The following is a 26,178-nucleotide window of genomic DNA, read 5'->3' as shown; positions in this document are numbered from 1 at the left end:
TGGTCCTTCCCGGATGCAGCGCCGCACCAACACCAGGCGATGCCGATGACAGTTGGTTCGCATGTTTATTGCGCATAAACTGCTACCATTTCCAGTAACCAAGTTACGCCATCCCAGACCTCGAGGTTTCAATGCCCAGTGCCGCCCGCACCCGCCGCTCCGCCACGACCGTCGCCGAAAGCACCGCCCGGGTGCGTGAGGACGCCGCCGAGAAGAATCGCCCGCTGATGGAGGACATCCGCCTGCTGGGCCGCATCCTCGGCGACGTGATCCGCGAGCAGGAGGGCAAGGAGGCCTACGAGCTGGTCGAGAAGGTGCGCCAGCTGTCGGTCGGCTTCCGCCTCAAGCAGGACGCCACGGCCGGCAAGGCGCTGGACCGCCTGCTGAAGAACCTGACGGTGGACCAGACGGTCAGCGTCATCCGTGCGTTCAGCTACTTCTCGCACCTGGCCAACATCGCCGAGGACCGCCACCACGTGCGCCGCCGCGAGGTGCACGAGCGCGCCGGCGACCTGCAGGAAGGCTCGCTGGCCATGTGCTTCGAGCGCCTGGCCGAGGGTGACGTGCGGGCCACCGACATCGCGCGCACGCTGGGCAAGGCCTACATCTCGCCGGTGCTGACCGCCCACCCGACCGAGGTGCAGCGCAAGAGCATCCTCGACGCCGAGCGCGCCATCGCCGAGCTGGTGGGCGAGCGCGACGGCCTGCACACCGAACGCGCCCGCACCGACAACGAGGCCATGCTGCTGGCCCGCGTGACCCAGCTGTGGCAGACGCGCATGCTGCGCTACACCAAGCTGACGGTGGCCGACGAGATCGAGAACGCGCTGTCGTATTACCACTCGACCTTCCTGCGCCAGATCCCGCGCCTGTACGGCGAGGTCGAGCGGGCGCTGCCGGGCTGCGACATCGGCAACTTCTTCCGCATGGGCAACTGGATCGGCGGCGACCGCGACGGCAACCCCTTCGTCACCGCCGAGACGCTCAAGCGGGCGCTGTCGCGCCAGAGCGAGACCGCGCTGCGCTACTACCTGACCGAGGTGCACACGCTGGGCGGCGAGCTGTCGATGTCGCTGCTGCTGGCCCAGGTCACGCCCGAGATGCTGGCGCTGGCCGAGCGCTCGCCCGACCGCAGCGAGCACCGCAAGGACGAACCGTATCGCCGCGCGCTGATCGGCATGTACTCGCGCCTGGCCGCCACGCTGCACGAGCTGACCGGCACCGACGCGCTGCGCCACGCCGTGCCGCCGCAGAACCCCTACCTGCAGGCCGAGGACTTCCTGGCCGACCTGCGCACCATCGAGGCCTCGCTGCGCTTCCACCACGCCGATGCGCTGATCGGCGCGCGGCTGGCGCCGCTGATGCGCGCGGTGCAGGTCTTCGGCTTCCACCTGGCCACCGTCGACCTGCGCCAGAGCTCGGACAAGCACGAGGAGGTCGTGGCCGAGCTGCTGCGCATCGCCGGCATCGAGGCCGACTACAGCGCGCTCGACGAGAGCGGCCGGCGCGAGCTGCTGCTGCGCCAGCTCAACGACGCCCGCGGCCTGCGCGTGATCGGGGCGGACTACTCCGAGCACGCCCGCAGCGAGCTGGCCATCTTCGAGACCGCCCGCACCATGCTGGCGCGCTACGGCCGCCACGCGCTGCGCCACTACATCATCTCGCACACCGAGGACGTCAGCGACCTGCTCGAGGTCCTGCTGCTGCAGAAGGAAGTCGGCCTGCTGCGCGGCAAGCTCGACAGCGACGCCGCGATCAACGACCTGATCGTCGTGCCGCTGTTCGAGACCATCGGCGACCTGCGCAACGCCGCGCCCATCATGGAGCAGTTCTACGCCCTGCCCGGCGTGGCCGCGCTGGTGCAGCGCTCGGGCGGCGAGCAGGACATCATGCTGGGCTACTCCGACAGCAACAAGGACGGCGGCTTCTTCACCAGCAACTGGGAGCTGTATGCGGCCGAGCTGGCGCTGGTCGAGCTGTTCGCCACGCTGGGCAAGAGCCACGGCATCGTGCCGCGCCTGTTCCACGGCCGCGGCGGCACCGTCGGCCGCGGCGGCGGCCCGAGCTACCAGGCCATCCTCGCCCAGCCCCCGGGCACGGTGAACGGCCAGATCCGCCTGACCGAACAGGGCGAGGTCATCGCCTCGAAGTACTCGCACCCGGAGATCGGCCTGCGCAACCTCGAGACCCTGGTCGCCGCCACGCTCGAGGCCACGCTGCTGCACCCGACCAAGAGCGCGCCCAAGTCCTTCCTGGACGCGGCCGCCGAGATCTCCAACGCCAGCATGGCCGCCTACCGCGCGCTGGTCTACGAGACCCCGGGCTTCACCGACTACTTCTTCAGCGCCACGCCGATCCGCGAGATCGCCGAGCTCAACATCGGCTCGCGCCCGGCCTCGCGCAAGGCCACGCGCGCCATCGAGGACCTGCGGGCCATTCCGTGGGGCTTCAGCTGGGGCCAGTGCCGCGTCGCGCTGCCGGGCTGGTGCGGCTTCGGCTCGGCGGTCGAGGGCTACCTGAGCGCCCAGGGCGAGGACAAGCGCCCCGCCCGCCTGGCGCTGCTGCAGAAGATGTTCAAGCAGTGGCCCTTCTTCCGCACCCTGCTGTCCAACCTGGACATGGTGCTGGCCAAGTCGGACCTGCGCATCGCCGCGCGTTACCTCGAGCTGGTCGAGGACAAGAAGCTGGGCAAGAAGATCTTCGCCGCCATCGAGGCCGAGTGGCAGCGCACCGACGCCGCGCTGAACCAGATCACCGGCGACACGCAGCGCCTGGCCAGCAACCCGTCGCTGGCGCGCAGCATCGAGCACCGCTTCCCCTACCTCGACCCGCTGAACCACCTGCAGGTCGAGCTGATGCGCCGCTACCGCCAGCGCCCGGCCGACGCCAAGACCGACTCCACGGTCGAGCGCCTGCAGCGCGGCATCCACATCTCGATCAACGGGGTGGCCGCCGGCCTGCGCAACACGGGCTGACGCAGGCGGGCCCACCGGGCCGTGCGGCGCCAGCCGCCGCGGTCCGGACAGGCCCGACGGCCCGCGACCGCCGGCTTCAGTTCGCGGGCAGCAGGCCGTCCAGATCGATGCCGTCGGCCCCCAGCTCGAAGCCGATGGCCAGCAGGTGGCTCTCGGCCTCGAGCAGCAGGTGGCGCGTGGTCTCCGGGCCCACCTGCTCGGCATAGCGGCGGATCAGGTCGTAACGCAGCACCAGCAGCCCGCGCAGCTCGGTGTGCAGCACCACGTCCCGGTGGACCGAGGACGACAGGCCCGCGCCGGGCGCATGGATCTCGCGCATCGCCTCCAGGAAGCCGTCCTTCTGGTCGAGCGGCAGCCCCAGCACACGCGCCAGCCGGGCGATCTGCACATCGAGCGCTTCCATCGACTGCTCCAGCCGCTGCAGATGGGCCTGCTCCGCCGGGACCGGCGCCGTGGTGACCTGGTTCATGGGGTGTTTCCGGAAACTGCCATCCGCGCATTCTGAGGCAAGACCAGGGAAAACCCTCGGTGCAGCCCGTCACGGCGCGGCCAGCACCCCTCGATGCCACTCCCGCAGCAGGTTCTTCTGCACCTTGCCCATCGTGTTGCGCGGCAGGTCGGGGGCGATGAGGATGCGCTTGGGCACCTTGAAGCCGGCGATGCGTGATTTCAGCGAGGCGATCAGCTCGTCGGGGTCGGGCGTGGCGCCGGGGCGGGCGATGACGATGGCGACGACGGCCTCGCCGAAGTCGGGGTGCGGCACGCCGATGACGGCGGACTCGGCCACGCCGGGCAGCTCGTTGAGGAAGCCCTCGACCTCGGCGGGATAGACGTTGTAGCCCCCGGTGATGACCAGGTCCTTGCTGCGGCCGACGATGGTGAGGTAACCCTTCGGGTCGAAGCGGCCGACGTCGCCGGTGCGGAACCAGCGCTGGCCGTCGGCATCGGTGGTGAACTCCTCGGCGGTCTTGCCGGGCAGGCGCCAGTAGCCGGCGAAGACGTTGGGGCCGCGGACCTGGACCTGGCCGATCTCGCCGGCGGGCAGCCGCACGCCCGTGTCGTCGACCACCCGCACGCCGACACCGGGCAGCGCCGGGCCGACGGTGCCGCCGACGCGCTCGCCGGCCTCGGGGCGGCAGGGGTTGGAGGTGAGCATCACGGTCTCGCTCATGCCGTAGCGCTCGAGGATGGTGTGGCCGGTGCGGGTCTGCCAGTCGCGGAAGGTCTCGATCAGCAGCGGCGCGGAGCCGGAGATGAACAGGCGCATGCCGGCGCAGGCCTCGCGCGTCAGGCCGGACTCCTGCAGCAGGCGCACGTAGAGCGTGGGCACGCCCATGAAGACGGTGGCACGCGGCAGGCGCTCGACGACGGCCTTCGGGTCGAAGCGGCCGAGCCACAGCATGCAGCTGCCGTTGAGCAGCGCACCGTGGATGGCGACGAACAGGCCGTGCACGTGGAAGATGGGCAGCGCGTGGATCAGCACGTCGCCGGGCCGCCAGTCCCAGAAGTCCTTGAGCACCAACGCGTTCGACAGCAGGTTGCCGTGGCTGAGCATCGCGCCCTTGCTGCGCCCGGTGGTGCCGCTGGTGTAGAGGATGGCGGCGAGGTCGTCGGCGCGGCGCGGAACCGGCTCGTGCCGGTCGCTGAAGTGCGAGGCCCGCTCGAGCAGCGTGCCGGTGCGGTCGTCCTCGAGCGTGAAGACATGGGCCACGCCACGCTGGAAGGCCAGCTTGGACAGCCACGGGAAGGCCGCGCCGGTGCAGACGAACACGGCCGGCTCGGCGTTGTCGATGAAGTACTCGAGCTCGGCGCGCTGGTAGGCGGTGTTGAGCGGCAGGTAGACGAAGCCCGCGCGCAGCGTGGCCAGGTAGAGCGCCAGCGCCTCGACCGACTTGTCGGTCTGCACGGCCACGCGCGAACCGGGCGGGATCTCCAGCGAGGCGAGCAGGCTGGCGAGCATGGCCGAGGCCCGCTCGAGGTCGCGCCAGGAGTAGTTCAGGCCGCTGTCGGTCTCGATGGCGATCCCGTCGAGGTCGCTCGGAAAGGCGGCGCGCAGCGCGCTGTAGAGGTTCTGGTCGTCGGTCGGTGGCATGGCACGGGGCTCCTCGGGGCGCACCGGCCCGGCCGGCGCGGTGACAGCCGCCGATTGTGCGTCGGACCGACGGTGGCGGACGAGGCGCCGGCCACCACGCGGGCGGCCCGGCGCAGGCCGGGCTCAGGAGCCGGTGAAGTTCGGCGGGCGCTTCTCGATGAAGGCGATGATGCCCTCGCGGTGGTCGGGGCCGCTGGCGTAGGCGGCCAGCGCCGTGCGCTGCGCCTCGGTGAAGCCGACCTGCGGGGCGAGCAGACGCAGCGTGCGCTTGTTGAGCCGGGCGGCCAGCGGCGCACCGGCGGCGATGCGGGCGGCGGTGGCCTCGGCCTCGGCGGCGACCTGTTCGTCGGGCACGACACGCTGCACCAGGCCGCGCTGCAGCGCGGTGGCCGCGTCGAGCAGGCGGGCCTCGAGCAGCACCTCGGCGGCGGTGGCCCAGCCGACCACCCGCACCACGCCGGCCAGCTCGTCGGGGGCCATCGGGAAACCCAGCCGGGCGATCGGCGCGCCGAAGCGGCTGCCCTGCCCGGCGATGCGCAGGTCGCACTGGCAGGCGATCTCGAGCCCGCCGCCGACGCAGGCCCGCTCGATCTGCGCCACCAGCGGCACGTCGCAGCGGTACATCGCCGCCAGCGCCGGGGCGACGATGCGCTCGTGGAAATGGCGCAGGCGCGCCTCGTCGAAGCGGAAGGCGGGGAACTCCTCGATGTCGCCCCCGGAGACGAAGCTGCCGCCCTCGCCGCGCACGATGACCGCACGCAGGCGCGGCTCGCGCTCGGCCAGGCCGTCGAAGACCTCGTGCAGACGCTGCCACATCACGACGCTGACGGCGTTGAGCTTGCCAGGGTGGCTGAGGGTCAGGACGGCGACGTCCTGCAGGGTGCTGTGGGGGGCGAATCGCACGTCGGCGCTGCTCATGTCGGGTCCTTGGATCGAAGTGGCGGACAGCAAACCGGCGATGCTAGCGAGCGGACCTCCCGGCCCGCTGACAAGGCGGCGGGCCCGCTCAGCCGCGCGGCCAGGCGTCGGCCAGCAGCTTCAGGCCGGTCAGCAGCATGCCCAGCTGGGCGAGCAGGTAGAAGCGCCGCGGCGAGAGCCGGCGGGCCAGCTTCAGGCCGATCCAGACGCCGAGCATCGCCAGCGGCATCAGGCCGATCGAGGTGGCCAGGCCCCGCAGGTCGATCAGGCCGAGGCTGGCGTACATCGGCCACTTCGACAGGTTGACGGCGCCGAACAGCACCGCCAGCGTGGCGGTGTAGGTCATCGGCGGCAGGCGCATCGGCAGCAGGTAGGCGATGACCGGCGGGCCGCCCGCGTGGGCGACGAAGCTGGTGTAGCCCGAGGTCATGCCCAGCACGGCCCCGGCCCAGGGGCCGGCCGCCCGTGCATCGGCCCGCGGCGGGAAGAACACCTGCTGCGCCAGGAACAGCAGCGTCAGCCCGCCGACGATGCCCGAGACGGTCGCCCGCCCGAGCAGGCCGAAGCTGAGCCAGCCGATCAGCACGCCGACCAGGGCGGCGGGCAGCAGCCGCCACAGCAGCCGGCGATCGGCCTCGCGCATCAGGCTGGACAGCCCGACCAGGTCGGCCACGGTGAGCAGCGGCAGCATCACCGCCGCGGCCTGCGGCACCGGCATGGCCAGCGCCAGCAGCGGGGTGGCGAGCGAGCCGAAGCCCGCGCCGAAGCCCGACTTGCCCAGGCCCAGCAACAGGGCCGAGGGCACGGCCACCGCATAGAACAGGGCGTCGTGCGGCAGTGCCGCCCACCACTGCGCCCCCCATTGCGCGATCACGCCGGCCCGATCAGAGGATCTCGCAGACCGTGTCGAACGACAGGCGCGGGCCACGCGGGCGCAGCGCGGCCGGGTCGCCATGGCCGAGGTTGACGACCAGGAAGCTGCGCAGCGGCGTGCCGGCCAGGAACTCGGCGTCCACGCCGGCCGGGTCGAACCCGCCCATCGGGCCGACGTCCAGGCCCAGCGAGCGGGCCGCCAGGATGAAGTAGCCGGCCTGCAGATGGGCGTTCAGGGCGCCGTCACGCTGGGCACGCTCGGGGGCGGCGCGGTACATCGACACGGCATCGAAGACCGGGAACAGCGTGCCCATCTGCTCGTGGAAGGCGCCGTCGACGGCCAGGATGGCCACCACGGGCGCGGCAGCCGTCTTGGCGCGGTTGCCTTCCATCATCAGCGGCAGCAGGCGCGCGCGCGCCTCGGTGCTGGTGATGAAACGCAGGCGCAGCGGGCAGCTGTTCATCGCCGTGGGGCCCCAGCGGGTCAGCTCGTGGAGCTGGTGCAGGGTCTCGGTGCTCACGGGCTGGTCGAGCCAGCCGTTGTGGGTGCGGGCGTCGGTGAAGAGCTGGGCCAGGGCTTGCGCGTTCAGGGCAGTGGTCATGAAATGGGGGGTGCCGGACGGCGGTCTTGTCGATCGGGTGACAATCCTCGCATGTTCGCCCCCAGTCAGCACGACGTCCGTTCATTCTTCTGCGAGGCCTGGCGCAAGCAGCGCGCCGCCGAGACGATGTCTCCGATGGAGACGCTCGCCGCCGAGTGGATCACCCGACACCCCGAGTACCACGCCGACCTGGCCGATCGTGAGGCGGCGCTCGCGGCGGTCTACACGGTCGAGGACGGTCGCACCAATCCTTTCCTGCACCTGTCGATGCACCTGTCGATCAGCGAGCAGGTGTCGATCGACCAGCCGCGTGGCATCCGCCAGGCGGTCGAGCTGCTGGCGGCCCGGCGCCAGGACCTGCACGCCGCCCACCACGAGGTGATGGACCTGCTGGGCGAGATGATCTGGCAGTCGCAGCGCAGCGGCCTGCCTCCCGATCCGCACGCCTACCTCGACCGCGTCAGGCAGCGCGCCACCCGCTGAGACCGGGCAGGCTCAGGCGCTGGCGAGCGCGGCCCTGGGCAGGCGCTTGTAGACCCCGCAGCCCAGCACGTGCTCACGGTCGAGCGCGATCACGAAGGACGACTTGGGCTGCGCCAAGCCGGTCTCGGGGTGGGCCACCGCGTAGTCCACCCAGCCGGGCGAGCGGTCGGCGCGCTGCCAGATGTCGTGCAGCAGGCGCGCGCCGTCGATGCCGGGCAGCCGCGTCACGTCCTGTCCGACCCGGGCCGGCTGGCCGGCGAAGCCGAGGTAGTGGCCGCGGCGGTCGAGCACGAAGAGGTAGAGGTCACGGTCGACGTAGGGGCTGTCGCCGCGGTTGCACTGCGCCAGCAGCGCCTGCAGCCCCTCGGACGTGGCCTGTGCATGGCCCTGCTCGACCAGGCGGCGGGCCTCGTCGGAGGTGCCCTGGCGCAGGCGGATGTCGACCACCGCCCCCGACAGGTTGCTCGAGCGGTCCAGCAGCGCGCGGGCCTCGCCCGCCGCGCCTTCGATCATGGTCGCGTTGTCCTGGCTGATGTGCTCGAGCTGGGCGATGACCTGGGCCATCTCGCGCAGGCCGGTGCTCTGCTCGTCGCTGCCACGGGCGATGCGGTTGACCTGGCCGGCCACCTGGCGGATGCCGTCGACCACCTCGCGCACCCGGGTGTCGATGACATGGATGTGCGAGACGCCGGAGCCGACCTCCTCGGCCGACTGGGCGATCAGCGAGCGGATCTCGCCGGCCGACGCGGCGCTGCGCTGGGCCAGCGTGCGGACCTCGGCGGCGACCACGGCAAAACCGCGACCGGATTCACCGGCGCGCGCGGCCTCGACGGCGGCGTTGAGCGCCAGGATGTTGGTCTGGAAGGCGATGCTGTCGATCACCGCGATGATCTCGCCCATGCGCCGCGAGCTGCCCTCGATGCGTGACATGCCCTCCAGCGCCCGGCCCATGACCTCGGTCACCGACTCGGCGCGCTGGCACACGTCACGGGTCAGCGCATCAGCTTGGTGAGCACCCTCGGCATTGCCCTGCACCGAGGCGCTGAGCTGGCGCACTGCAGCGCTGGACTGCTGCAGACTGGAGGCCTGCTGCTGCGCATGCTGCGACATGGCCTGGCTGGCATCGGCCAGGCTCTGGCCGGCGTCGCCGACCATGTCCGCCTGCGAGCGGATCTCGGCCACGCTGGCCGACAGCGACTGCACCATCTGCTCCAGGTCCCGACCGATCTGGGCGAACTCGTCGCGACCCCGGACCTCGACCGGCACGCTCAGGTCGCCGCGGGCGCAGGCCGCCACCGTGCGGCGCAACGAACGCACCGCCGCCGAGATGCTGCTCGACAGCACGGCCAGCATGTAGACCGTCAGCAGCGAGATGCCCGCAGCCACCACGGCCATCAACAGCCGCTGCCGCTCGATGTCGCGCTCGCGCTGCATCAGCACGGCCTGCAGGCGGTCCATCGCCGCGTGTTCGAAGGCCAGCACGCGGGTGATGACCCGGGAGGCTTCTTCGTAATGGCGCAGGCCGGCCTGCTCGTCGTCCACCGTGGTCATGCCGCCGACGAACAGCGCACGCACCTGGCCCGCGAAACCCGCCGCTGCCGTCCGGGCCTCGGTCCAGCCGGCCGGCTCGGACTCGCCGACCCGCTGGAGCGCGTCCATGCGGTCCTGCAGGTCCAGCAGGTTCTGGTCGATCTCGGTGGCGTAGCCCAGCACCCGCGCGGCCTCGACCGAAGAGGCCTCGCCCCGCACCAGGATGCTGCTGACCAGGCTGCGCGCCTGGCCGATCTGGTTGATCCACGGCGCGGTGCGCTCGACGGCCAGGTCCATCAGGAAGAAGCTGTTGGCCTGCGGATCGAGCAGCAGCGCCGAGGCCTCGCCAGTGCGCCCGAGCAGGCGGCGCAGGTCCTGCACCAGCTGGTCATGCCATTCGATGGATTCGCGCCCCACGCCCGGATGCCGGCCCTGGCTGGCCGCCAGCAGCCGTTCACGCACGGAGGTCCAGGATTCGTCGAGCCCCCAGTCCGGCTGGGTCTTGACCAGCGTGTCGATGCCCTCGACGGACTGCTTCAGGCGCTCCCGGGTGGCCGGCAGCGCCTGCCGGACGTTGCCGCCGGCGCGCTCGGACAGGCCGCTCTGGCCGCGGTGCTCGGTCAGCAGCTGCATCGCCTCGAGCAGCGCGTCGACCAGCCGGGTGCCCTGCAGCTCCGAGCGCACGAAGGCCAGGTCGGCCTGCTGCTGGCGCAGCGTCGTCGCGACCAGCCCGACCAGCGGGATCAGGACCAGACCGGCCAGCAGCCCCAGCTTGGTCCGCAGCCGGAAACGCCCCATGGCGACGATGCCCGGGGTCATGATGAAACGGAGCACTGACGTCATCTTGTGGGTGGGGTCGAAGGGTTCGGGACGGGGACAGGATCGACTGTGAACCCCCTTGACCGATGGCAAGCCGCCAAAAAGACCAGCGAAGCCGGCGCTCCTGCATCGATGCCCCCAGGGGCACCTTCGCCCCGACCGGCGGGCCCTCAGCCGCTATCATCGCCGTCGCATGAGCCGCCCCACGCCGACGCCACAGACCCCCTGCCTGGCCCTGGCCGGCCCCACCGCCAGCGGCAAGACCGCCGCCGCGCTGCAGCTGGCGCAGGCCGCCGTGGCCGCCGGCCTGCCGCCGCTGGAGATCATCAGCGTCGACTCCGCGCTGGTCTACCGTGGCATGGACATCGGCACCGCCAAGCCGACCCCGGCCGAACGGCACGCGGTGCCGCACCACCTGATCGACGTGATCGACCCGACGCAGGCCTACAGCGCCGCCGGCTTCGTCGCCGACACGCACCGGCTGATCGCCGACATCCGCGCCCGCGGCGCCGAGCCGCTGCTGGTCGGCGGCACGATGCTGTATCTCAAGGCCCTGTTCGACGGCATCGACGACCTGCCGGGCGCCGACCCGGCCGTGCGGGCCGAGCTGGACCGGCGGGCGGGCGAGCTCGGCTGGCCGGCGCTGCACGCCGAGCTGGCGCGTGTCGACCCGGTCACCGCCGCCCGGCTGCCGCCCGGCGACAGCCAGCGCATCCAGCGGGCGCTGGAGGTCTGGCAGCTCAGCGGCCAGCCGCTGTCGAGCTTCCACACCGGTCGCTTCGAGCGGGACCGCGGCCCCAGTGCCGGCTTCCACCTGCTGAGCCTGGAGCCCGGCGAGCGGGCCTGGCTGCACGGGCGCATCGCGCAGCGCTGGGCCCTGATGGAGCAGACCGGCCTGATCGACGAGGTGCGGGCGCTGCGGGCACGGGGGGATCTGCACCTCGACCTGCCGTCGATGCGCTGCGTCGGCTACCGCCAGACCTGGGAGATGCTCGACGGCCTGTGGCCGGCCCGCGAGCTGGCCGAACGCGCCGGCGCCGCCACCCGCCAGCTCGCCAAGCGCCAGCTGACCTGGCTGCGCGGCATGCCCGCCCGCGAGGTCATCGCCTGCGACGCGCCCGATGCGCCCGCGCAGGTCGTCACGCGGGCACTGGCCTGGTGGCGGGCACGGGGGCCGGCATGAGCGCCCCGGCCCTGCTGACGCTGCGCGGCCTGACGCGCCGCCACGGCGAGACGCCGGTGTTCGCCGGCATCGACCTGGACCTGCAGCCCGGCGAGGTGGTCGCGCTGATCGGCGAGTCGGGCGTGGGCAAGTCGACGCTGCTGAACTGCATCGCCGGCCTGGACCGGCCCGACGCGGGTGAGGTGCGCATCGACGGGCGGGCGGTCGCGCAGCTGTCGGAGCCGCAGGCCGCGGCGCTGCGGCGCGATCGCCTGGGCTTCGTCTTCCAGGCCTTCCACGTGCTGCCGCACCTCAGCGTGGCCGACAACGTCGCGCTGCCGCTGCGGCTGCAGGGCACGCTGGCCGAGCCCGAGCTGGCGCAGCGCACCCGGGCGATGCTGGCCGAGGTGGGCCTGGACGGCCTGGGCGAGCGGCGGCCGCGCACCCTGTCGGGCGGCCAGCTGCAGCGGGTGGCGATCGCACGCGCGCTGGTGCACCGCCCGGCGCTGATCCTGGCCGACGAGCCGACCGGCAACCTCGATCCGGCCACCGCCGAGCGGGTGCTCGACCTGCTGATCCACCAGGCCCGGACCCACGGCGCGGGCTGCCTGATCGTGACCCATGCGCTGGCGGGCGCCCGGCGCGCCGACCGCTGCCTGCGGCTCACGCCTACCGGGGTGCTGCCGCAGGATCTGCCGGGCTGATCCCGCGCGCGAGCGGCGGGCAGGCCCCTTGCCGCCTCAGGCCGAGGCGCGGTGCGGCCGCATCCCGTCGGCAGGCCCGTCGGGCGCCGCCACGTGCACCCGGTCGCGCCCGGCCCGCTTGGCGGCGTAGAGCGCCTCGTCGGCCCGGCGGATCAGCGTGTCCAGCGTCTGGTGGGGGGTGGCCTGCGCGACCAGGCCGATGCTGACCGTCAGGTGCAGCGACGGCGGCCGGGCCTCGTCGGGCAAGGCCAGTGGCGCCCGGGCAACGGCGCGGCGCAGGTGCTCGGCCAGCGCCGCGGCGGCGGCCTGCGGGGTCGACGGCAGCAGCACGATGAACTCCTCGCCGCCGAAGCGGGCGATCAGGTCGCCGGCCCGCAGCGTGTCGCGGCAGCGCCGGGCCACCTCGACCAGCACCCGGTCCCCCGCCTGGTGACCATGCCGGTCGTTGACCTGCTTGAAGTGGTCGACGTCGATCAGCATCAGGCTCAGCGGCTGGTCGTGGCGCCGCGCCCGCATCAGCTGGCGCCGGGCGGCCTCCATGAAATGGCGGCGGTTGTGCAGCGCGGTCAGCGGATCGGTGATCGACAGCAGCTCGACCTGGCGGCGGGTGCGCTCCAGCGCCGTCACCAGGCACAGCATCGGGTAGGCGCCCAGCATCGACAGCGGCAGCGGGATCAGCAGCGCCAGGTAGAAGGCGTCCCCCAGTTCATGCTCGCCCTGCCAGCGGAACCAGGTCCAGGTGATGGCCAGCGACAGCAGCGCGGTGGCCAGCGCGATCAGGCCGGCGACCTGCCAGGCGCCGCAGCGCAGCGTCAGCGCCGCCAGCCGGTGCGACAGCGGCGCGGCATCACGCTCGCTCCCGCCCTGCGCGGCGGCCAGCCGGGTCGACGAGCCCCCGGATCGGGGCGCAGCGGTGGAAAAAAGGTCGGGCACACGGCATTGTGACCCGCGAGACGCCCGGGTACCCGTTCGGTCCCCCGGGGTCCCGGGGCATCTGCGGGACGGAATGCGCATCCGCGCGCGCGGCGTTCACCTTGGGCGACACTGTCGGCTCCTCCGCCCCGGACCCCACCGTGCCCGCCTTCGATCCGGCCTTGCCCGCAGCCCCTGCCCGATCCCGTCCGCAGCGCCTGCTGCGCCACCTGATGGTGCAGGAATGGCGCCACCACCCGGGCCGGCAGCTGACCGCGCTGCTGGCCATCGCGCTGGGGGTGGCGCTGGCCTTCGCGGTGCACCTGATCAACCGCTCGGCGCTGGCCGAGTTCGGCCAGGCGGTGCGCACGGTCCAGGGCCAGCCCGACGCGGAACTCAGGCCGGCCGGCGCCGGTGCGCTGCCCGAGTCGATCTACCCGGTGCTGGCGCTGCTGCCGCTGGTGGCGCAGGCCAGCCCGGTGGTCGAGCGCCAGACGGTGCTGATCGACCGCGAGGGCCGCAAGCAGCCGCTGCGCCTGATCGGGCTGGACCCGCTGGCCGCCGCCGGCCGGCAGCCGGCGCTGCTGCCCGTGCCCACGCCGGGCCGGCGCGACCGCCGCCTGGCCCTCGACCCCGACGCGGTGCACCTGAACCCGGGCGCGCGGGCCCTGCTCGAGCCCGGGGCCCGCACGCTGCGGGTCCAGGCCGGGGCCGCGGTGCTGAGCCTGCCGATCGGCGGCACGGTCGCCGCCGACGGCGCGGCGCTGGCCGTGATGGACATCGCCGGTGCGCAGGCGCACTTCGGCCAGCCGGGCCAGCTCAGCCGCATCGACGTCTGGCTGCATCCGGGCACGGACGTGCCCGCGCTGGAGCGGGCCTTGCAGCAGGCCTGGCCGCCCTCGGCCGGCGGCCCGGCCTGGCGGCTGGCCCGCCCGGACGAGGGGGCGCTGCGCCTGTCCAACCTGTCACGCGCCTACCGCGTCAACCTGACGGTGCTGGCGCTGGTGGCGCTGTTCACCGGGGCCTTCCTGGTGTTTTCGGTGCAGTCGCTGGCGGTGGCCAAGCGCCTGCCGCAGCTCGCGCTGCTGGGCGTGCTGGGCATGGACGCCCGCACCCGGCTGCGGCTGATCCTGACCGAGGCGGCGGTGCTCGGGGTGCTGGGCGCGGCCACCGGCCTGGGCCTGGGCACGGCGCTGGCCACGCTGGCGCTGCAGGTGCTGGGCGGTGACCTGGGCAGCGGCCTGTTCGGCGGGGCCGCGCCGCCGCTGCAGTGGTCGCTGCCCGCCGCGCTGGTCTACGGCGGACTCGGGGTGGCGGCCGCGCTGGCCGGCAGCTGGCAGCCGGCGCGCCAGGCCGCACGCATCGCCCCGGCCCAGACGCTCAAGGGCCTGGGCGACGACAGCCAGCCCCTGCCCCGGCTGTGGCCGCCGCTGCTGGCGCTGCTGCTGGCCGGCGCCCTGGCCCTGCTGCCGCCGCTGGGCGGACTGCCGCTGGGCGCCTACGCCTCGGTGGCCCTGCTGCTGCTGGGCGGCATCGGGCTGGTGCCGGCCGTGGTCGGCGTGCTGCTGGCGCGCTGGCGCACGCCGCGCCATCCGGTGCTGCTGCTGGCGGTGGAGCGCGCACGTGACCAGCGCGCCACCGCCACGATCGCGGTGGCCGGCGTGGTCTCCAGCCTGGCGCTGTCGGTCGCGCTGACGGTGATGGTGGCGAGCTTCCGGGATTCGGTGAGCCAGTGGCTGGAGCAGGTGCTGCCCGCCGACCTCTACGTGCGCACCGCCAGCAGCGCCAGCCAAGCCGAGGCGGTCTGGCTGGACGAGCCTTTCCTCGCCGGGGCCGCCGCCCTGCCGGGGGTCCTGCGGCTGGAGACCCAGCGCCTGGTGCCGCTGTCGCTCGACCCCGGCCTGGCCCCGGTGACGCTGATCGCCCGCCCGCTGAGCGCCGACGCCCGCGAGCTGCCGCTGCTCGGCGCGCTGGCGCCCGCCGTCACCGGGCCCCGGGCGCCGGTGGCGGTCTACCCGAGCGAGCCGATGGCCGCGCTCTACCGGCTGCGCCCGGGCGACCGCTTCGAGCTGCCGCTGCCCGACGGGCGACGGGTGATCACCCAGGTCCGCGGCCTGTGGCGCGACTACGCCCGCCAGCAGGGGGCGCTGGCCATCGCCCGCGAGGACTGGCTGCGCCTGAGCGGCGACCACCGCATCAACGACCTGGCGCTGTGGCTGGCCCCGGGCGCGGACAGCGCCGCGGTGCAGGCCGGCCTGCGTCGCCTGGCGGCCGACCCGGCCCTGCTCGAGCTGGCCACGCCCGCGGCGATCCGGGCGATCTCGCTGCAGATCTTCGACCGCAGCTTCGCCGTCACCTACTGGCTGCAGGCGGTGGCCATCACCATCGGCCTGGCCGGCATCGCCGCGAGCTTCTCGGCCCAGGTGCTGGCCCGGCGCCGCGAGTTCGGTGCGCTGCAGCACCTGGGCTTCAACCGCCGACAGGTGCTGACGCTGGTGGTGGCAGAAGGGGCGGTCTGGACCGGCATCGGCACGCTGCTGGGCCTGCTGCTGGGCGGGCTGATCAGCGTGGTGCTGGTCCAGGTCGTCAACCCGCAGAGTTTCCACTGGACGATGGAGCTGAGCCTGCCGGCCGGCCGGCTCGCCGCGCTGGCCGCCGCCGAGATCGCCGCGGGCTGCCTGACCGCGTGGTGGGCCGGCCGCGCCGCCGCCAGCCACCAGATGGCCCTGGCCGTGAAGGAAGACTGGTGAACCGACCCGACCGCCCGACCCCGCCCCGCCGGCACTGGCTGGGCACCACCGCCGGCCTGGGCGCGGCCCTGCTGCTGCCCGGCCCCGCCCCCGCGGCCGGCCTGGTGCGCCGGCCGCTGCGTTTTCCGGCCGACCTGGGCGCCCACCCGGACACGGCGCTGGAGTGGTGGTACGTCACCGGCTGGCTGTCGATCGGGGTGGCCCCGGCCGCTCCCTCCACGCCCCCGCGCCCGACCCACGGCTTCCAGGTCACCTTCTTCCGCTCGCGCACCGGCCTGTCCGAGCCCCACCCCAGCCGCTTCGCGGCCCACCAGATCCTGCTGGCCCATGTCGCGCTGACCGACCTGGGCGCCGGCCGGCTGCACCACGGGCAGCGGGTCGCCCGCGCCCACGAGGGCCTGGCCGGCAGCCGCACCGGCGACACCGCCGTGCAGCTGCGCGACTGGCGCCTGTCGCGCCGCGACGCGGGCGACGACGCACAGGCCGCCTCGGTCTACCGCATCGAGCTGCCCCGCGAGCCGGGCGGCTTCGGGCTCGAGCTGACGCTGCGGACCACCCAGCCGCTGCTGCTGCAGGGTGAGGCCGGCTGGTCACGCAAGGGCCCGCGCCCGCAGCAGGCCAGCCACTACTACAGCCAGCCGCAGCTGCAGGTGCAGGGCCGGCTGCAGCAGGACGCGCGCGAGCACCCGGTGCACGGCCGGGCCTGGCTGGACCATGAATGGAGCGACAGCCTGCTCGACGCCGACGCCGTCGGCTGGGACTGGACCGGCATCAACCTGCACGACGGCAGCGCGCTGACCGCCTTCCGCCTGCGCCGCGCCGACGGCAGCACGCTGTGGGCCGGCGGCTCCTGGCGCCTCCCGGGCGGCGCCGTGCGCCCCTTCGGCCCCGGCGACGTGCGCCTGACGCCCGGGCGCCGCTGGAACCACGCCGCCTCGGGCGCGGCCTATCCGGTGCAATGGACGCTGGAGACCCCCGCCGGCCGCTTCGAGCTGCAGGCGCTGCTCGACGCCCAGGTGCTCGACACCCGCGCCTCGACCGGCACCGAATACTGGGAAGGGCTGAGCGTGCTGCGCAGCCCCGACGGCCGCGAGCTCGGCCTGGGCTACCTGGAGATGACCGGTTACGCCGGACGGCTGCAGCTGTGACCGCCATCGCCTGAAATGAAAAAACCGATGGCGACGCCGCTTTTCAGGCGATCGCCGCCCAGGCCGCACGAACACACTCTGCCCCACGAGGTACCCGGCGGAACCCCGTTCCGCCGGGTGAGGAACACGAACCGGCAGAGGAAAAGAATGAGTGGCAAGCCCCATGGCGCAGCATCGGTTTCACCCCCCCGGCGAGGCGCCTCGAGCGGAACGATCCGGGATTTCTTCCGCTACCACGGCCTGTGGTCACCGGGCGTGCGGCTGTTCCGCGCGATCGGATTCACCCAGAAGGCCTGGGCGATCTCGCTGATCTTCTCGATCCCGATCCTCGTGCTGGGCTGGCAGTACTTCTCCGGCAACCAGGCGCAGATCGATTTCACCCGCAAGGAGCGGCACGGGGTCGCGGCGCTGCGGGAGTTCGTGCCGGTGCTCAAGGGCATCATCGACGTGCGCAACGCCACCCGGGCCCAGCTGGGCGGCTTCGATGCGGCCGCGGCCTACACGGACGCACGGGCCCGCACCGACGCGGCGCTGCAGCGGTTGCAGTCGGCGCTGGCCACGCAGGGCGATCCGCTCGAGCTGACGGCGCCGGTGGCCCGGCTGAAGGAGCGCTGGGACGCCACGGCGGCTGCCGAGCGGGGCGTCGACGCCGAAGGCCGCACGGTGTTCGGCCCGGTCACGACCGCCTCGGTGGAGCTGCTCAACACGATCGGCGACCGCTCGAACCTGGTGCTCGACCCCGACCTGGACAGCTTCTACCTGGTCAACGCCACGGTGCTGACCCTGCCCAGGACCCTGGAGGACGCCGGGCAGATCTGGGGCTGGGGCACGTTCGCGACCCTGCGCGGGGGCATCGGCTCGGAGCACGAGAGCAAGTGGCAGGTCTGGTCGGCGCGCCTGGAGGCCGGCGTGGACGAGGCACGCGACTCGCTGCGGCGTGCCCTGGCGGCCAACCCGGGCCTGGAGACACGCCTCGACGCGTCGGCACTCGACCAGGCGCTGGCGCTGCGCAAGGCGGGACAGGCCGCCGTGTTCGAGGCCGACGGTCCGCGACCGGCCGCCTACTTCGCCCAGGGCGCGGCGGCCGTGTCGCGGCTCGAGGCGCTGCAGATCGACCTGCTGGGGGTGCTCGACGAGCTGCTGGCCGTGCGCGAGCAGCGGCTGCAGCACGCCCGCCTGGCCACCTGGGGCGCGCTGATCGTGTCGCTGCTGCTGGCGGCCTACCTGTTCAAGTCATTCCGCAAGGTGCTCGAGGGCGGGCTCAGCGAAGTGACCTTCCACCTGCACTCGATGCGCGAGGGCGATCTCACCACCCGGCCACGCGCCTGGGGCAAGGACGAGGTGGCCGGCCTGATGGTCACGCTGTCGCAGATGCAGGAATCGCTGACCCGCATCGTGAGCAACGTGCGCAGCGCCTCGGAGCACCTGGTCGTCTCGAGCGGCCAGATCACGGGCGGCGCCGACGACCTGTCGGCCCGCACCGAACAGTCGGCGGCCAACCTGCAGCAGTCGGCCGCCGCGATGGAGCAGATCTCCGCCACGGTGATGCAGTCGGCCGAACTGGCCCGCAGCGCGGTGCGACTGGCCACCGACAACACCCGGGCCGCCACCCAGGGCGGCGAGGTGATCCGCTCCACCGTCACGACGATGCAGGGCATCCACGCGGGCTCCAGCCGGATCTCCGACATCATCGGCACGATCGAAGGCATCGCCTTCCAGACCAATCTGCTGGCGCTGAACGCCGCCGTCGAGTCGGCCCGGGCCGGCGAGGCGGGCCGCGGCTTTGCCGTGGTCGCCGCCGAGGTGCGGGCCCTGGCGCAGCGCACCACCACGGCCGCGCTCGAGGTCAAGGCCCTGATCACGGCCAACGTGCAGCAGGTCGCCTCGGGCTCCGAAGTGGCCGACCGGGCCGGCCTGTCGATGGAGCACATCGTCGGCACCACCCGCCAGGTGCACGAGCTGCTCGACCGCATCGCCAGCGGCGCGGCCGAGCAGGCGCTGAGCGTCGCGCAGACGACCCAGGCCATCCACCAGCTCGACGACATGACCCAGCAGAACGCCGCGCTGGTCGAGCAGACCGCCGCGGCCGCGTCCTCGATGAAGAGCCAGGCCGAATCGCTGGCCGCCGAGGTGGCCCGCTTCAAGGTGAGCGCCTAGCCTCGGCGCCACCCTGCCCGGGGAACGGCCGGCGGACCTGCCCTAGACTGGGCCGCCTCGCTCCGAGGCGCCCCGCTCCCGAACCCCCCATGGCATCCACTTCCGGCCGCAGCGCGGCCTCCCTCGCCGGGGCCGACCTGCCCGCCTCGTCCTCCCGCCCCCCGGCCAAGGGCCAGCTGGTCTCGCTGTCGGGGCTGCGGCCCTTCCTGCGGCCTTACCGGCTGCAGATCGTGCTGGCGGTGCTGTTCCTGCTGGCCGCGGCGGCCACGACGCTGGCGGTGCCGATGGCGCTGCGGCTGCTGGTCGATCGCGGGCTGGTCGATCCGGCCGTGGCCAGCGGCTCGCCGGGCGAGCGGGTGCTGGCGCTGCGTGAACATTTCCTGCTGCTGGCGGGCTGCGGGGTGGCGCTGGGCCTCTTCTCGGCCGCACGCTTCTACACCGTCAGCTGGCTGGGCGAGCGGGTCACGGCCGACCTGCGCAGCGCGGTCTACCGCCACGTGATCGGCCAGAGCCCGGAGTTCTTCGAGACCAGCGCCACCGGGGAGGTGCTCAGCCGGCTGACGACCGACACCACGCTGGTGCAGACCGTCGTGGGCTCCAGCCTGTCGCTGGGGCTGCGCAATTCGGTGATGGGGCTGGGCGCCTTCGCCATGCTGCTGTGGAGCAGCCCGACGGTGATGGCCCAGGTGCTGGGCGTGCTGGTGCTGGTGGTGCTGCCGGCACTGCTGTTCGGCCGGCGGGTGCGGCGGCTGTCGCGCGCCAGCCAGGACCGGGTGGCCGACGCCAGCGCGATCGCCGCCGAGGTGATGAACGCGATCCCGGTCGTGCAGAGCTACACCCAGACCGACCGCGAGGCGCGGCGTTTCGCCGACGCGTCGGAGGCGGCCTTCCAGACCGCGCGGCGGCGCACCGCGGTGCGGGCGGTGCTGGTGGCCTTCATCATCAGCGCGACCTTCGCGGCGCTGCTGTTCGGCCTCTACCAGGGCACGCAGTCGGTGCTGCGGGGGGAGTCGACCGCGGGCGAGCTCGGCCAGACCGTCGTCTACGTCATCCTGCTGGTGGGCAGCGTGGCGGTGCTGTCGGAGGTCTGGGGCGACCTGCTGCGCGCCGCCGGGGCGACCGAGCGGCTGATGGAGCTGCTGAGCGCACGCTCGCCGGTGCAGGAGCCGGCTTGGCCGGCCCACCTGCCGGCGGTGCAGGGCGGCTCGACGCTGCGGATGCACGGCGTGAGCTTCCACTACCCGTCGCGGCCGGACCGGGCCGCGCTCGACGGGCTGGACCTGGACATCCGCGCCGGCGAGACGGTCGCGCTGGTCGGCCCGAGCGGCGCGGGCAAGACCACGCTGTTCCAGCTGCTGCTGCGCTTCTACGACGCCCAGGCCGGTGAGCTGCGGCTCGACGGCGTGCCGCTGCACGAGCTGCCGCTCGACGAACTGCGCCAGCGCATCGGCATCGTGCCGCAGGACAGCGTGATCTTCTCGACCAGCGCGCTGGAGAACATCCGCTACGGCCGCCCCGACGCCAGCGAGCACGAGGTGATGGCCGCGGCCCGGGCCGCGCATGCCGACGAGTTCATCCGCACCCTGCCCCAGGGTTACCACACCCACCTGGGCGAGCGGGGCGTGCGCCTGTCGGGCGGCCAGCGCCAGCGCATCAGCATCGCCCGCGCCATCCTGAAGAATCCGCCGCTGCTGCTGCTCGACGAGGCCACCAGCGCGCTGGACGCCGAGAGCGAGCGGGTGGTGCAGGCCGCGCTGGAGGCGGCGATGAGCGAGCGCACGACGCTGGTCATCGCCCACCGGCTGGCCACGGTGCAGAAGGCCGACCGCATCCTGGTGCTCGACCAGGGCCGGCTGGTCGAGCAGGGCACACACGCCGAACTGGTGGCCCAAGGGGGTGTATATGCCCGGCTGGCGTCGATGCAATTCCGTGCAGAATGACCGTTCCACCCCGTTCCGGGGCTTGCTCCGGCTGCCGCCATGACCCTCTCCGCCAAGACCCTCGATTCGCGCAAGGAACCACGCTTCAACGTGTCCTGGCGAGCCCGGCTGCAGCTGGCCGGCGGCCAGGAGGTGGAGGTGCGGGTGCGTGACATCTCCGAGAGCGGCCTGGGCGTGGTCTGCGACCACCCGGTGACCCAGGGCTCGGTGCTGAACATGACCGTCGGCGTGCCCGACCTGGCCGAAACCGGCCGCACCCTCGCGCTGCAGGGCCGCATGCGCGTGATGTTCGCGGTGATGAAAGGCCACGACTTCCTGATCGGCGGCCACTGGGCCGAGCTGTCGCCGGCGGCCCAGCAGCTCTGGCGCGGCTGGGTGATGCGGCTGCGCACCGGCGGCAGCTGAGCGCTGGCCTAGAATCGCGCCCTCCTCGACCCCCGACGCCGGCCAGCGCTGTGGCGTCCCCCACGCCATGTCCGCCTCTCCCGCCCCGACCGAGCGCCCGGTGCGCACCCAGTACGAAGACCTGATGCGGCTGGTGCACACCACGGGCACGCTCAAGGGCGACCGCACCGGCACCGGCACCCGCAGCGTGTTCGGTCACCAGATGCGCTTCGACCTGTCCGAAGGCTTCCCGCTGGTCACCACCAAGAAAGTGCACCTGCGCTCCATCATCCTGGAGCTGCTGTGGTTCCTGCGCGGCGACTCGAACGTGAAGTGGCTGCAGGACCGTGGCTGCACCATCTGGGACGAGTGGGCGCGCGACGACGGCGACCTCGGCCCGGTCTACGGCGTGCAGTGGCGCTCCTGGCCCACGCCCGACGGCGGCCACATCGACCAGATCGCCGACGTCATCGGCCAGCTGCGCAGCAACCCCGACTCGCGCCGCCTCCTGGTGAGCGCCTGGAACGTGGCCGAGCTGTCGAAGATGGCGCTGATGCCCTGCCATGCGCTGTTCCAGTTTTACGTCGCGGACGGCAAGCTCTCCTGCCAGCTCTACCAGCGCAGCGCGGACATCTTCCTGGGCGTGCCCTTCAACATCGCCAGCTACGCGCTGCTGACGCACATGGTGGCGCAGCAGTGCGACCTGCAGGTGGGCGACTTCATCTGGACCGGCGGCGACTGCCACCTCTACAGCAACCACGTCGCGCAGGTCGAGCAACAGCTCTCGCGCGAGGCGTTTGCCTTCCCGACGCTCCAGATCCGGCGTCGCCCCGACTCCATCCTCGACTACGAGTTCGAGGACTTCGAGGTGCTGGACTACCGCCACCACCCGGCCATCAAGGCCCCGGTCGCGGTATGACGGCGCTGGCCCTGATCGCCGCGGTGGCGCGCAACGGCGCCATCGGGCGCGACAACCAGCTGCTGTGGCACGAAGCGGCCGACGCGCAGCATTTCCGCCGCACGACGATGGGCTGCCCGGTCATCATGGGCCGGCGCACCTGGGATTCGCTGCCCGAGCGCTTCCGCCCGCTGCCGGGCCGGCGCAACCTGGTGCTGACCCGCCAGGCCGGCTGGAGCGCCTCCGGCGCCGAGCCGGTCGCCAGCCTGCAGGCCGCGCTCGAGGCGCTGGCCGACGTGCCACGCGCCTTCGTGATCGGCGGCGGCGAGCTCTACGCGATGGCCCTGCCGCTGGCCGACGAGCTGGTGCTGACCGAGATCGACGCCGAACTCGACGGCGACACCTGGTTTCCCGCCTGGGACGCCCAGGCCTTCGAGGAGATCTCGCGGGTCTCCCAGCCCGGCAGCGCCCCGGGCCGCCCGGGCTTCGACTTCGTCGTGCGCCGCCGACGCGGCTGAGCGGCCGGGCACCGGCGCGCGGCTCAGCCCGCCGCCTGGGCCACCTGACTCGCCCCGGCGACCTGCCGGGCCTCGCGCAGCCACTGCCCCGCCGCATCGGCCGGCATCGGGCGGGCGTAGTGGAAGCCCTGCAGCTCGTCGCAGCCGGCCGTGCGCAGCGTCGCGGCCTCGCCGGCGGTCTCCACCCCTTCGGCCACCACCTTCAACCCCAGCGAGCGGGCCAGGCCGATGATGGCGCGCACGATGGCGAGATCCCGCCCGCCCTCGAGCATGCGCCCGCGCACGAAGGAGCGGTCGATCTTCAGCTCGTCGATCGGGAACTGGCTCAGGTAGTTGAGGCTGGAGTAGCCGGTGCCGAAGTCGTCGATCGACAGGCGCACGCCGAGCTCGCGCAGCGCGGTGAGCAGGCGCAGGTGCGGCTCGACCTGCTCCATCAGCACCGATTCGGTCACCTCCAGCTCCAGGCTGCCGGGGCCGAGCTGGTGGCGGCGCAGGCTGCTGGCGATCGTGCCCAGCAGCTCGGCGTCACGCAGCTGCAGCGCCGACAGGTTGACCGAGATGCCCAGCGCCGTGTGGCCGGCCGCGCGCCACAGCGCCAGCTGGCGGCAGGCCTCCTCGATGACCCAGGCCCCGATGGGCACGATCAGGCCGGTCTCCTCGGCCACCGGGATGAAGCGGTCGGGCAGCTGCTCGCCCAGCTCCGCGCTGCGCCAGCGCAGCAGCGCCTCGAACCGGGCGGTGGTGCCGCTGGCCATGTCGATGCGGGGCTGGAAATGCAGGCTCAGCTCCCCCCGCTCGAGCGCATGGCGCAGCTCGGTCTCCAGCCGCAGGCGCTCGCTGGCGCGGGCATTCATGTCCGAGGTGAAGAAGCGGGCGCTGTTGCGGCCTTCGGACTTGGCCTGGTACATGGCCAGGTCGGCCTGGCGCATCAGCTCGTCGATGTCGCGGCTGTCGTCCGGGAACATCGCGATGCCGACGCTGCAGGAGACGTGCAGCTCGTTGGAATCGACCTCGTGGGCCGCCCTCACCTGCGGGATCAGGCGCTGCTCGACCAGCTGGGACACCTCCAGCACCTCGTGGATCTGCGGCAGCACGACCACGAACTCGTCGCCCCCGAGCCGGCTGACGGTGTCCCCCGGACGCACCGCGCCGCTCAGGCGCTGGGCGACCGACCGCAGCAGGCCGTCGCCGGTGTGGTGGCCCAGGGTGTCGTTGATGGTCTTGAAGCGGTCCAGGTCGATGAACAGCACCGCCACCCGCTGTCCGTCACGCTCGGCCAGCTGCAGGGCCAGGCGCAGGCGCTCGGTGCAGAGCATGCGGTTGGGCAGGCCCGTGAGCGAATCGTGCTCGGCCAGGTAGCGGATGCGCTGCTCGGCCTGGCGCCGCTCGGTGATGTCGATCGAGGTGCAGACCATGTGGGTCAGCTGGCCCGGGTCGTCACGCACCGCGCTGATCAGCATCCAGGCCGGGTAGGCGCTGCCGTCGCGGCGGCGCAGCAGCAGCTCGCCGCGCCAGGTGCCGCGCCGGCGCACGGCCTGGTCGATCGCCGGCCAGCGGGCGACTTCCTCGTCGCCGAGCAGGATCACCGGCATCTGGCCGTTGAGGTCGCTGAGCTCGTGGCCGGTCTGGCGCATCAGCGCCCGGTTGGCGGTGACGATGCGCTGGCGGTCGTCGAGGATGCAGATGCCTTCGGACGAGGTCTCGAACACCTTGGCCCACAGCGCCAGGCGCTGCTCCATCTGCTTGAGGTGGTTGACCGGAGCCAGCGCGGTGAGCACCGCATCGCGCCCTTCGAAGCGGATGCGCCGCGCCGACAGCACCGCCCAGGCGGGCGTGCCGGTCCGCAGCGCCTGCCAGTGCACCTCGAACTCGTCGACCTGGCCCTGGTCGGCGAGCTGCTGGAAAAAGCGGGTGCGGGCCGCCACCGACAGGTGGCTGGCCCAGGGATCGACCTCGCAGCCGGCCAGCCACTGCTGGGCCGGCACGCTCGCGTGCAGCACCTCGTGGCCCGGGATGGCGGTGACGAACAGCGGCATCGGCAGGGCCTCGAGCAGACGCCGCTGGGCCTCGACCGCGCGCTGGCTGGCGGCCAGCTCCTGCAGCTGCTCACGCTCGAGGTCGAGCTGGCCCAGCATGTCGTGGAAGGCGTCGATCAGCCGGCCGATCTCGTCGCTGCTGCGCCAGTCGACCCGGCGGGTCAGGTCGCCGCTGTGGCGCACCTCGTCGGCCACGGCTGCCAGCCGGCGCAGCGGCCGGGCGATCTGCTGGGCCACGAAGGACACCACGGCCAGGATGCCGAGCATCAGCGCCAGCGCCGTGCCCAGGTGCAGCGCCATGCGCCGGTAGTGGGCGTCGATGCGCTGGCGCAGCAGCGTGTCGAGCTCGATGCTGCTGCGCTCCCAGGCCAGCTGCAGGGCGTCGAAGACGAACACCTGGTGCTGCCGCAGGCGCTCCTGGTGCACGGCCCGGTCGGGGCCCGGCGCGGCCGCGGTGTCGGCCGCCGCACGCCGGAAGCCCTCGACGGCATCGAGCAGCGCCTTCTCGCTGGGCATCAAGGCGGCCCGCAGCGTCGGGCCCCCAGCGGCATAAGCCTCCTGGAAATCGGAGCGCAACGCGGTCAGCACCGCCCCCAGGCGGCCGTCGAGCATCAGGTAGCGGGCCTGGCCCGCTGCCGGACGGGACTCGGCCAGGCTCAGGCCCAGGCCCAGGCCGTTGACCACCTCCAGCAGCTCGGGCAGGCGCAGCACGGCCACCGACATCGTGTAGTAGCTGTCCAGATCGGGGTCGAGGATGAGCTTGGACTGGTTGACCACCCGCGTCAGCAGCGCCTGGCCGTGCTGCCGGACCTCGGACAGCGATGCCGGCGCCAGCACCTCGCCGCCGTCGCGCCCCAGCCGCTGCAGCGCGGCGATGTAGGCGCGCGACAGCTCGGCGCTCTGCATGCCCTGGCCATGTTCCTGCTCGGCCAGCTCGAGCGCCTGCACGGCCATGGCGGTGCGGTCAGCCGCCACGGAGGGCATCGAGCGCATCGCCTCCAGCGGCGCCCGCGAGACGTCCAGCAGGCTGCGCGCCACGGTCGAGACATAGGCGCTGCCCGCGAGCTCGTCGCGGGCGAAGTCGATCGCGATGAACTTCTCGTCGATCAGCATGCCGGCCACGTAGAAGACCGAGCACAGATCGAGCAGGTAGATCAGCATCAGCTTGCGACCGACGCCCAGGCGGCCCACCAGTCGGGCCAACAGGGTCAACATCCAGGATCCACCTTGCACTCTGCACCACTTCCGGCCACACCGGGGGCCTGTGCGCTGGGTGG

At 72.9% G+C, this 26,178-nt stretch carries 19 protein-coding genes; 11 read left to right on the top strand and 8 right to left on the bottom strand.

Annotated features, from left to right (window positions below):
• Positions 1-227: 227 nt before the first annotated feature.
• Positions 228-2,975 carry a phosphoenolpyruvate carboxylase gene (gene ppc / locus C7444_RS08615; RefSeq protein WP_211317509.1) on the top strand — a complete coding sequence of 916 codons (2,748 nt, stop codon included), beginning with the start codon at positions 228-230 and terminating at the stop codon, positions 2,973-2,975.
• A 76-nt stretch (positions 2,976-3,051) separates the two neighbouring features.
• On the opposite strand, the gene C7444_RS08610 is transcribed toward ppc, so the two are convergent.
• From C7444_RS08610 to C7444_RS08590, 5 genes are all read right to left on the bottom strand, one after another.
• On the bottom strand, positions 3,052-3,444 hold the full coding sequence (locus tag C7444_RS08610; RefSeq protein WP_110400435.1) for a hypothetical protein: 393 nt from the start codon (positions 3,442-3,444) through the stop codon (positions 3,052-3,054).
• A 69-nt stretch (positions 3,445-3,513) separates the two neighbouring features.
• Positions 3,514-5,067, bottom strand: coding sequence for a malonate--CoA ligase (locus tag C7444_RS08605; protein ID WP_110400434.1), 1,554 nt, complete (start codon positions 5,065-5,067; stop codon positions 3,514-3,516).
• A 123-nt stretch (positions 5,068-5,190) separates the two neighbouring features.
• Positions 5,191-5,985: an enoyl-CoA hydratase/isomerase family protein gene (locus tag C7444_RS08600; protein WP_110400433.1), complete on the bottom strand. Its 795-nt coding sequence runs from the start codon at positions 5,983-5,985 to the stop codon at positions 5,191-5,193.
• 88 nt (positions 5,986-6,073) lie between these two features.
• Positions 6,074-6,859: a sulfite exporter TauE/SafE family protein gene (locus C7444_RS08595; protein WP_245909465.1), complete on the bottom strand. Its 786-nt coding sequence runs from the start codon at positions 6,857-6,859 to the stop codon at positions 6,074-6,076.
• A gap of 10 nt (positions 6,860-6,869) precedes the next feature.
• Positions 6,870-7,460 carry a malonic semialdehyde reductase gene (locus C7444_RS08590; RefSeq protein ID WP_110400431.1) on the bottom strand — a complete coding sequence of 197 codons (591 nt, stop codon included), beginning with the start codon at positions 7,458-7,460 and terminating at the stop codon, positions 6,870-6,872.
• Between the two features lie 51 nt (positions 7,461-7,511).
• Between C7444_RS08590 and C7444_RS08585 the strand changes: the two genes are divergently transcribed.
• Complete coding sequence (locus C7444_RS08585) at positions 7,512-7,943, top strand: DUF1841 family protein (protein WP_110400430.1); 432 nt, start codon at positions 7,512-7,514, stop codon at positions 7,941-7,943.
• Between the two features lie 12 nt (positions 7,944-7,955).
• On the opposite strand, the gene C7444_RS08580 is transcribed toward C7444_RS08585, so the two are convergent.
• Positions 7,956-10,316 carry a methyl-accepting chemotaxis protein gene (locus C7444_RS08580; protein WP_146219365.1) on the bottom strand — a complete coding sequence of 787 codons (2,361 nt, stop codon included), beginning with the start codon at positions 10,314-10,316 and terminating at the stop codon, positions 7,956-7,958.
• A gap of 169 nt (positions 10,317-10,485) precedes the next feature.
• Here C7444_RS08580 and miaA point away from each other — a divergent pair, with 169 nt between their 5' ends.
• Positions 10,486-11,475 (top strand): tRNA (adenosine(37)-N6)-dimethylallyltransferase MiaA, encoded by a 990-nt coding sequence (gene miaA / locus C7444_RS08575; RefSeq protein ID WP_110400428.1) that lies wholly within the window; start codon positions 10,486-10,488, stop codon positions 11,473-11,475.
• Positions 11,472-12,158 carry an ABC transporter ATP-binding protein gene (locus C7444_RS08570; RefSeq protein ID WP_110400522.1) on the top strand — a complete coding sequence of 229 codons (687 nt, stop codon included), beginning with the start codon at positions 11,472-11,474 and terminating at the stop codon, positions 12,156-12,158. The genes miaA and C7444_RS08570 overlap by 4 nt, the downstream gene beginning before the upstream one ends.
• A 36-nt stretch (positions 12,159-12,194) precedes the next feature.
• Here the strand turns inward: C7444_RS08570 and C7444_RS08565 are convergent, their stop codons facing one another.
• A complete protein-coding gene (locus C7444_RS08565; protein WP_170130682.1) occupies positions 12,195-13,091 on the bottom strand; it encodes a GGDEF domain-containing protein in 897 nt (298 codons plus the stop codon).
• Between the two features lie 212 nt (positions 13,092-13,303).
• On the opposite strand from C7444_RS08565, the gene C7444_RS08560 reads away from it, so the two are divergent.
• From C7444_RS08560 to C7444_RS08530, 7 genes are all read left to right on the top strand, one after another.
• Positions 13,304-15,820: an ABC transporter permease gene (locus tag C7444_RS08560; RefSeq protein WP_110400521.1), complete on the top strand. Its 2,517-nt coding sequence runs from the start codon at positions 13,304-13,306 to the stop codon at positions 15,818-15,820.
• Positions 15,817-16,968, top strand: coding sequence for a lipocalin-like domain-containing protein (locus C7444_RS08555; protein WP_310732625.1), 1,152 nt, complete (start codon positions 15,817-15,819; stop codon positions 16,966-16,968). The genes C7444_RS08560 and C7444_RS08555 overlap by 4 nt, the downstream gene beginning before the upstream one ends.
• 255 nt (positions 16,969-17,223) lie before the next feature.
• The gene (locus C7444_RS08550) at positions 17,224-19,125 is read left to right on the top strand and encodes a methyl-accepting chemotaxis protein (protein WP_110400426.1); all 1,902 of its coding nucleotides are present in this window, start codon (positions 17,224-17,226) and stop codon (positions 19,123-19,125) included.
• An 89-nt stretch (positions 19,126-19,214) separates the two neighbouring features.
• Positions 19,215-21,065, top strand: a complete 1,851-nt coding sequence (locus C7444_RS08545) for an ABC transporter transmembrane domain-containing protein (protein ID WP_110400425.1) — start codon at positions 19,215-19,217, stop codon at positions 21,063-21,065.
• A 39-nt stretch (positions 21,066-21,104) separates the two neighbouring features.
• Positions 21,105-21,470, top strand: a complete 366-nt coding sequence (locus C7444_RS08540) for a PilZ domain-containing protein (protein WP_110400424.1) — start codon at positions 21,105-21,107, stop codon at positions 21,468-21,470.
• A gap of 67 nt (positions 21,471-21,537) precedes the next feature.
• Positions 21,538-22,368 (top strand): thymidylate synthase, encoded by an 831-nt coding sequence (locus C7444_RS08535; RefSeq protein ID WP_110400423.1) that lies wholly within the window; start codon positions 21,538-21,540, stop codon positions 22,366-22,368.
• Positions 22,365-22,865 (top strand): dihydrofolate reductase, encoded by a 501-nt coding sequence (locus C7444_RS08530; protein WP_110400422.1) that lies wholly within the window; start codon positions 22,365-22,367, stop codon positions 22,863-22,865. Before C7444_RS08535 ends, C7444_RS08530 begins: the two co-directional genes overlap by 4 nt.
• 23 nt (positions 22,866-22,888) lie before the next feature.
• On the opposite strand, the gene C7444_RS08525 is transcribed toward C7444_RS08530, so the two are convergent.
• Positions 22,889-26,116: a bifunctional diguanylate cyclase/phosphodiesterase gene (locus tag C7444_RS08525; protein WP_110400421.1), complete on the bottom strand. Its 3,228-nt coding sequence runs from the start codon at positions 26,114-26,116 to the stop codon at positions 22,889-22,891.
• Between the last annotated feature and the right edge of the window lie 62 nt (positions 26,117-26,178).

Origin of the sequence: Sphaerotilus hippei (genome assembly GCF_003201595.1) — a bacterium.
Classification (GTDB): Bacteria; Pseudomonadota; Gammaproteobacteria; order Burkholderiales; family Burkholderiaceae_C; genus Sphaerotilus; species Sphaerotilus hippei.
This window is presented reverse-complemented; position numbering and strand designations above follow the sequence as displayed.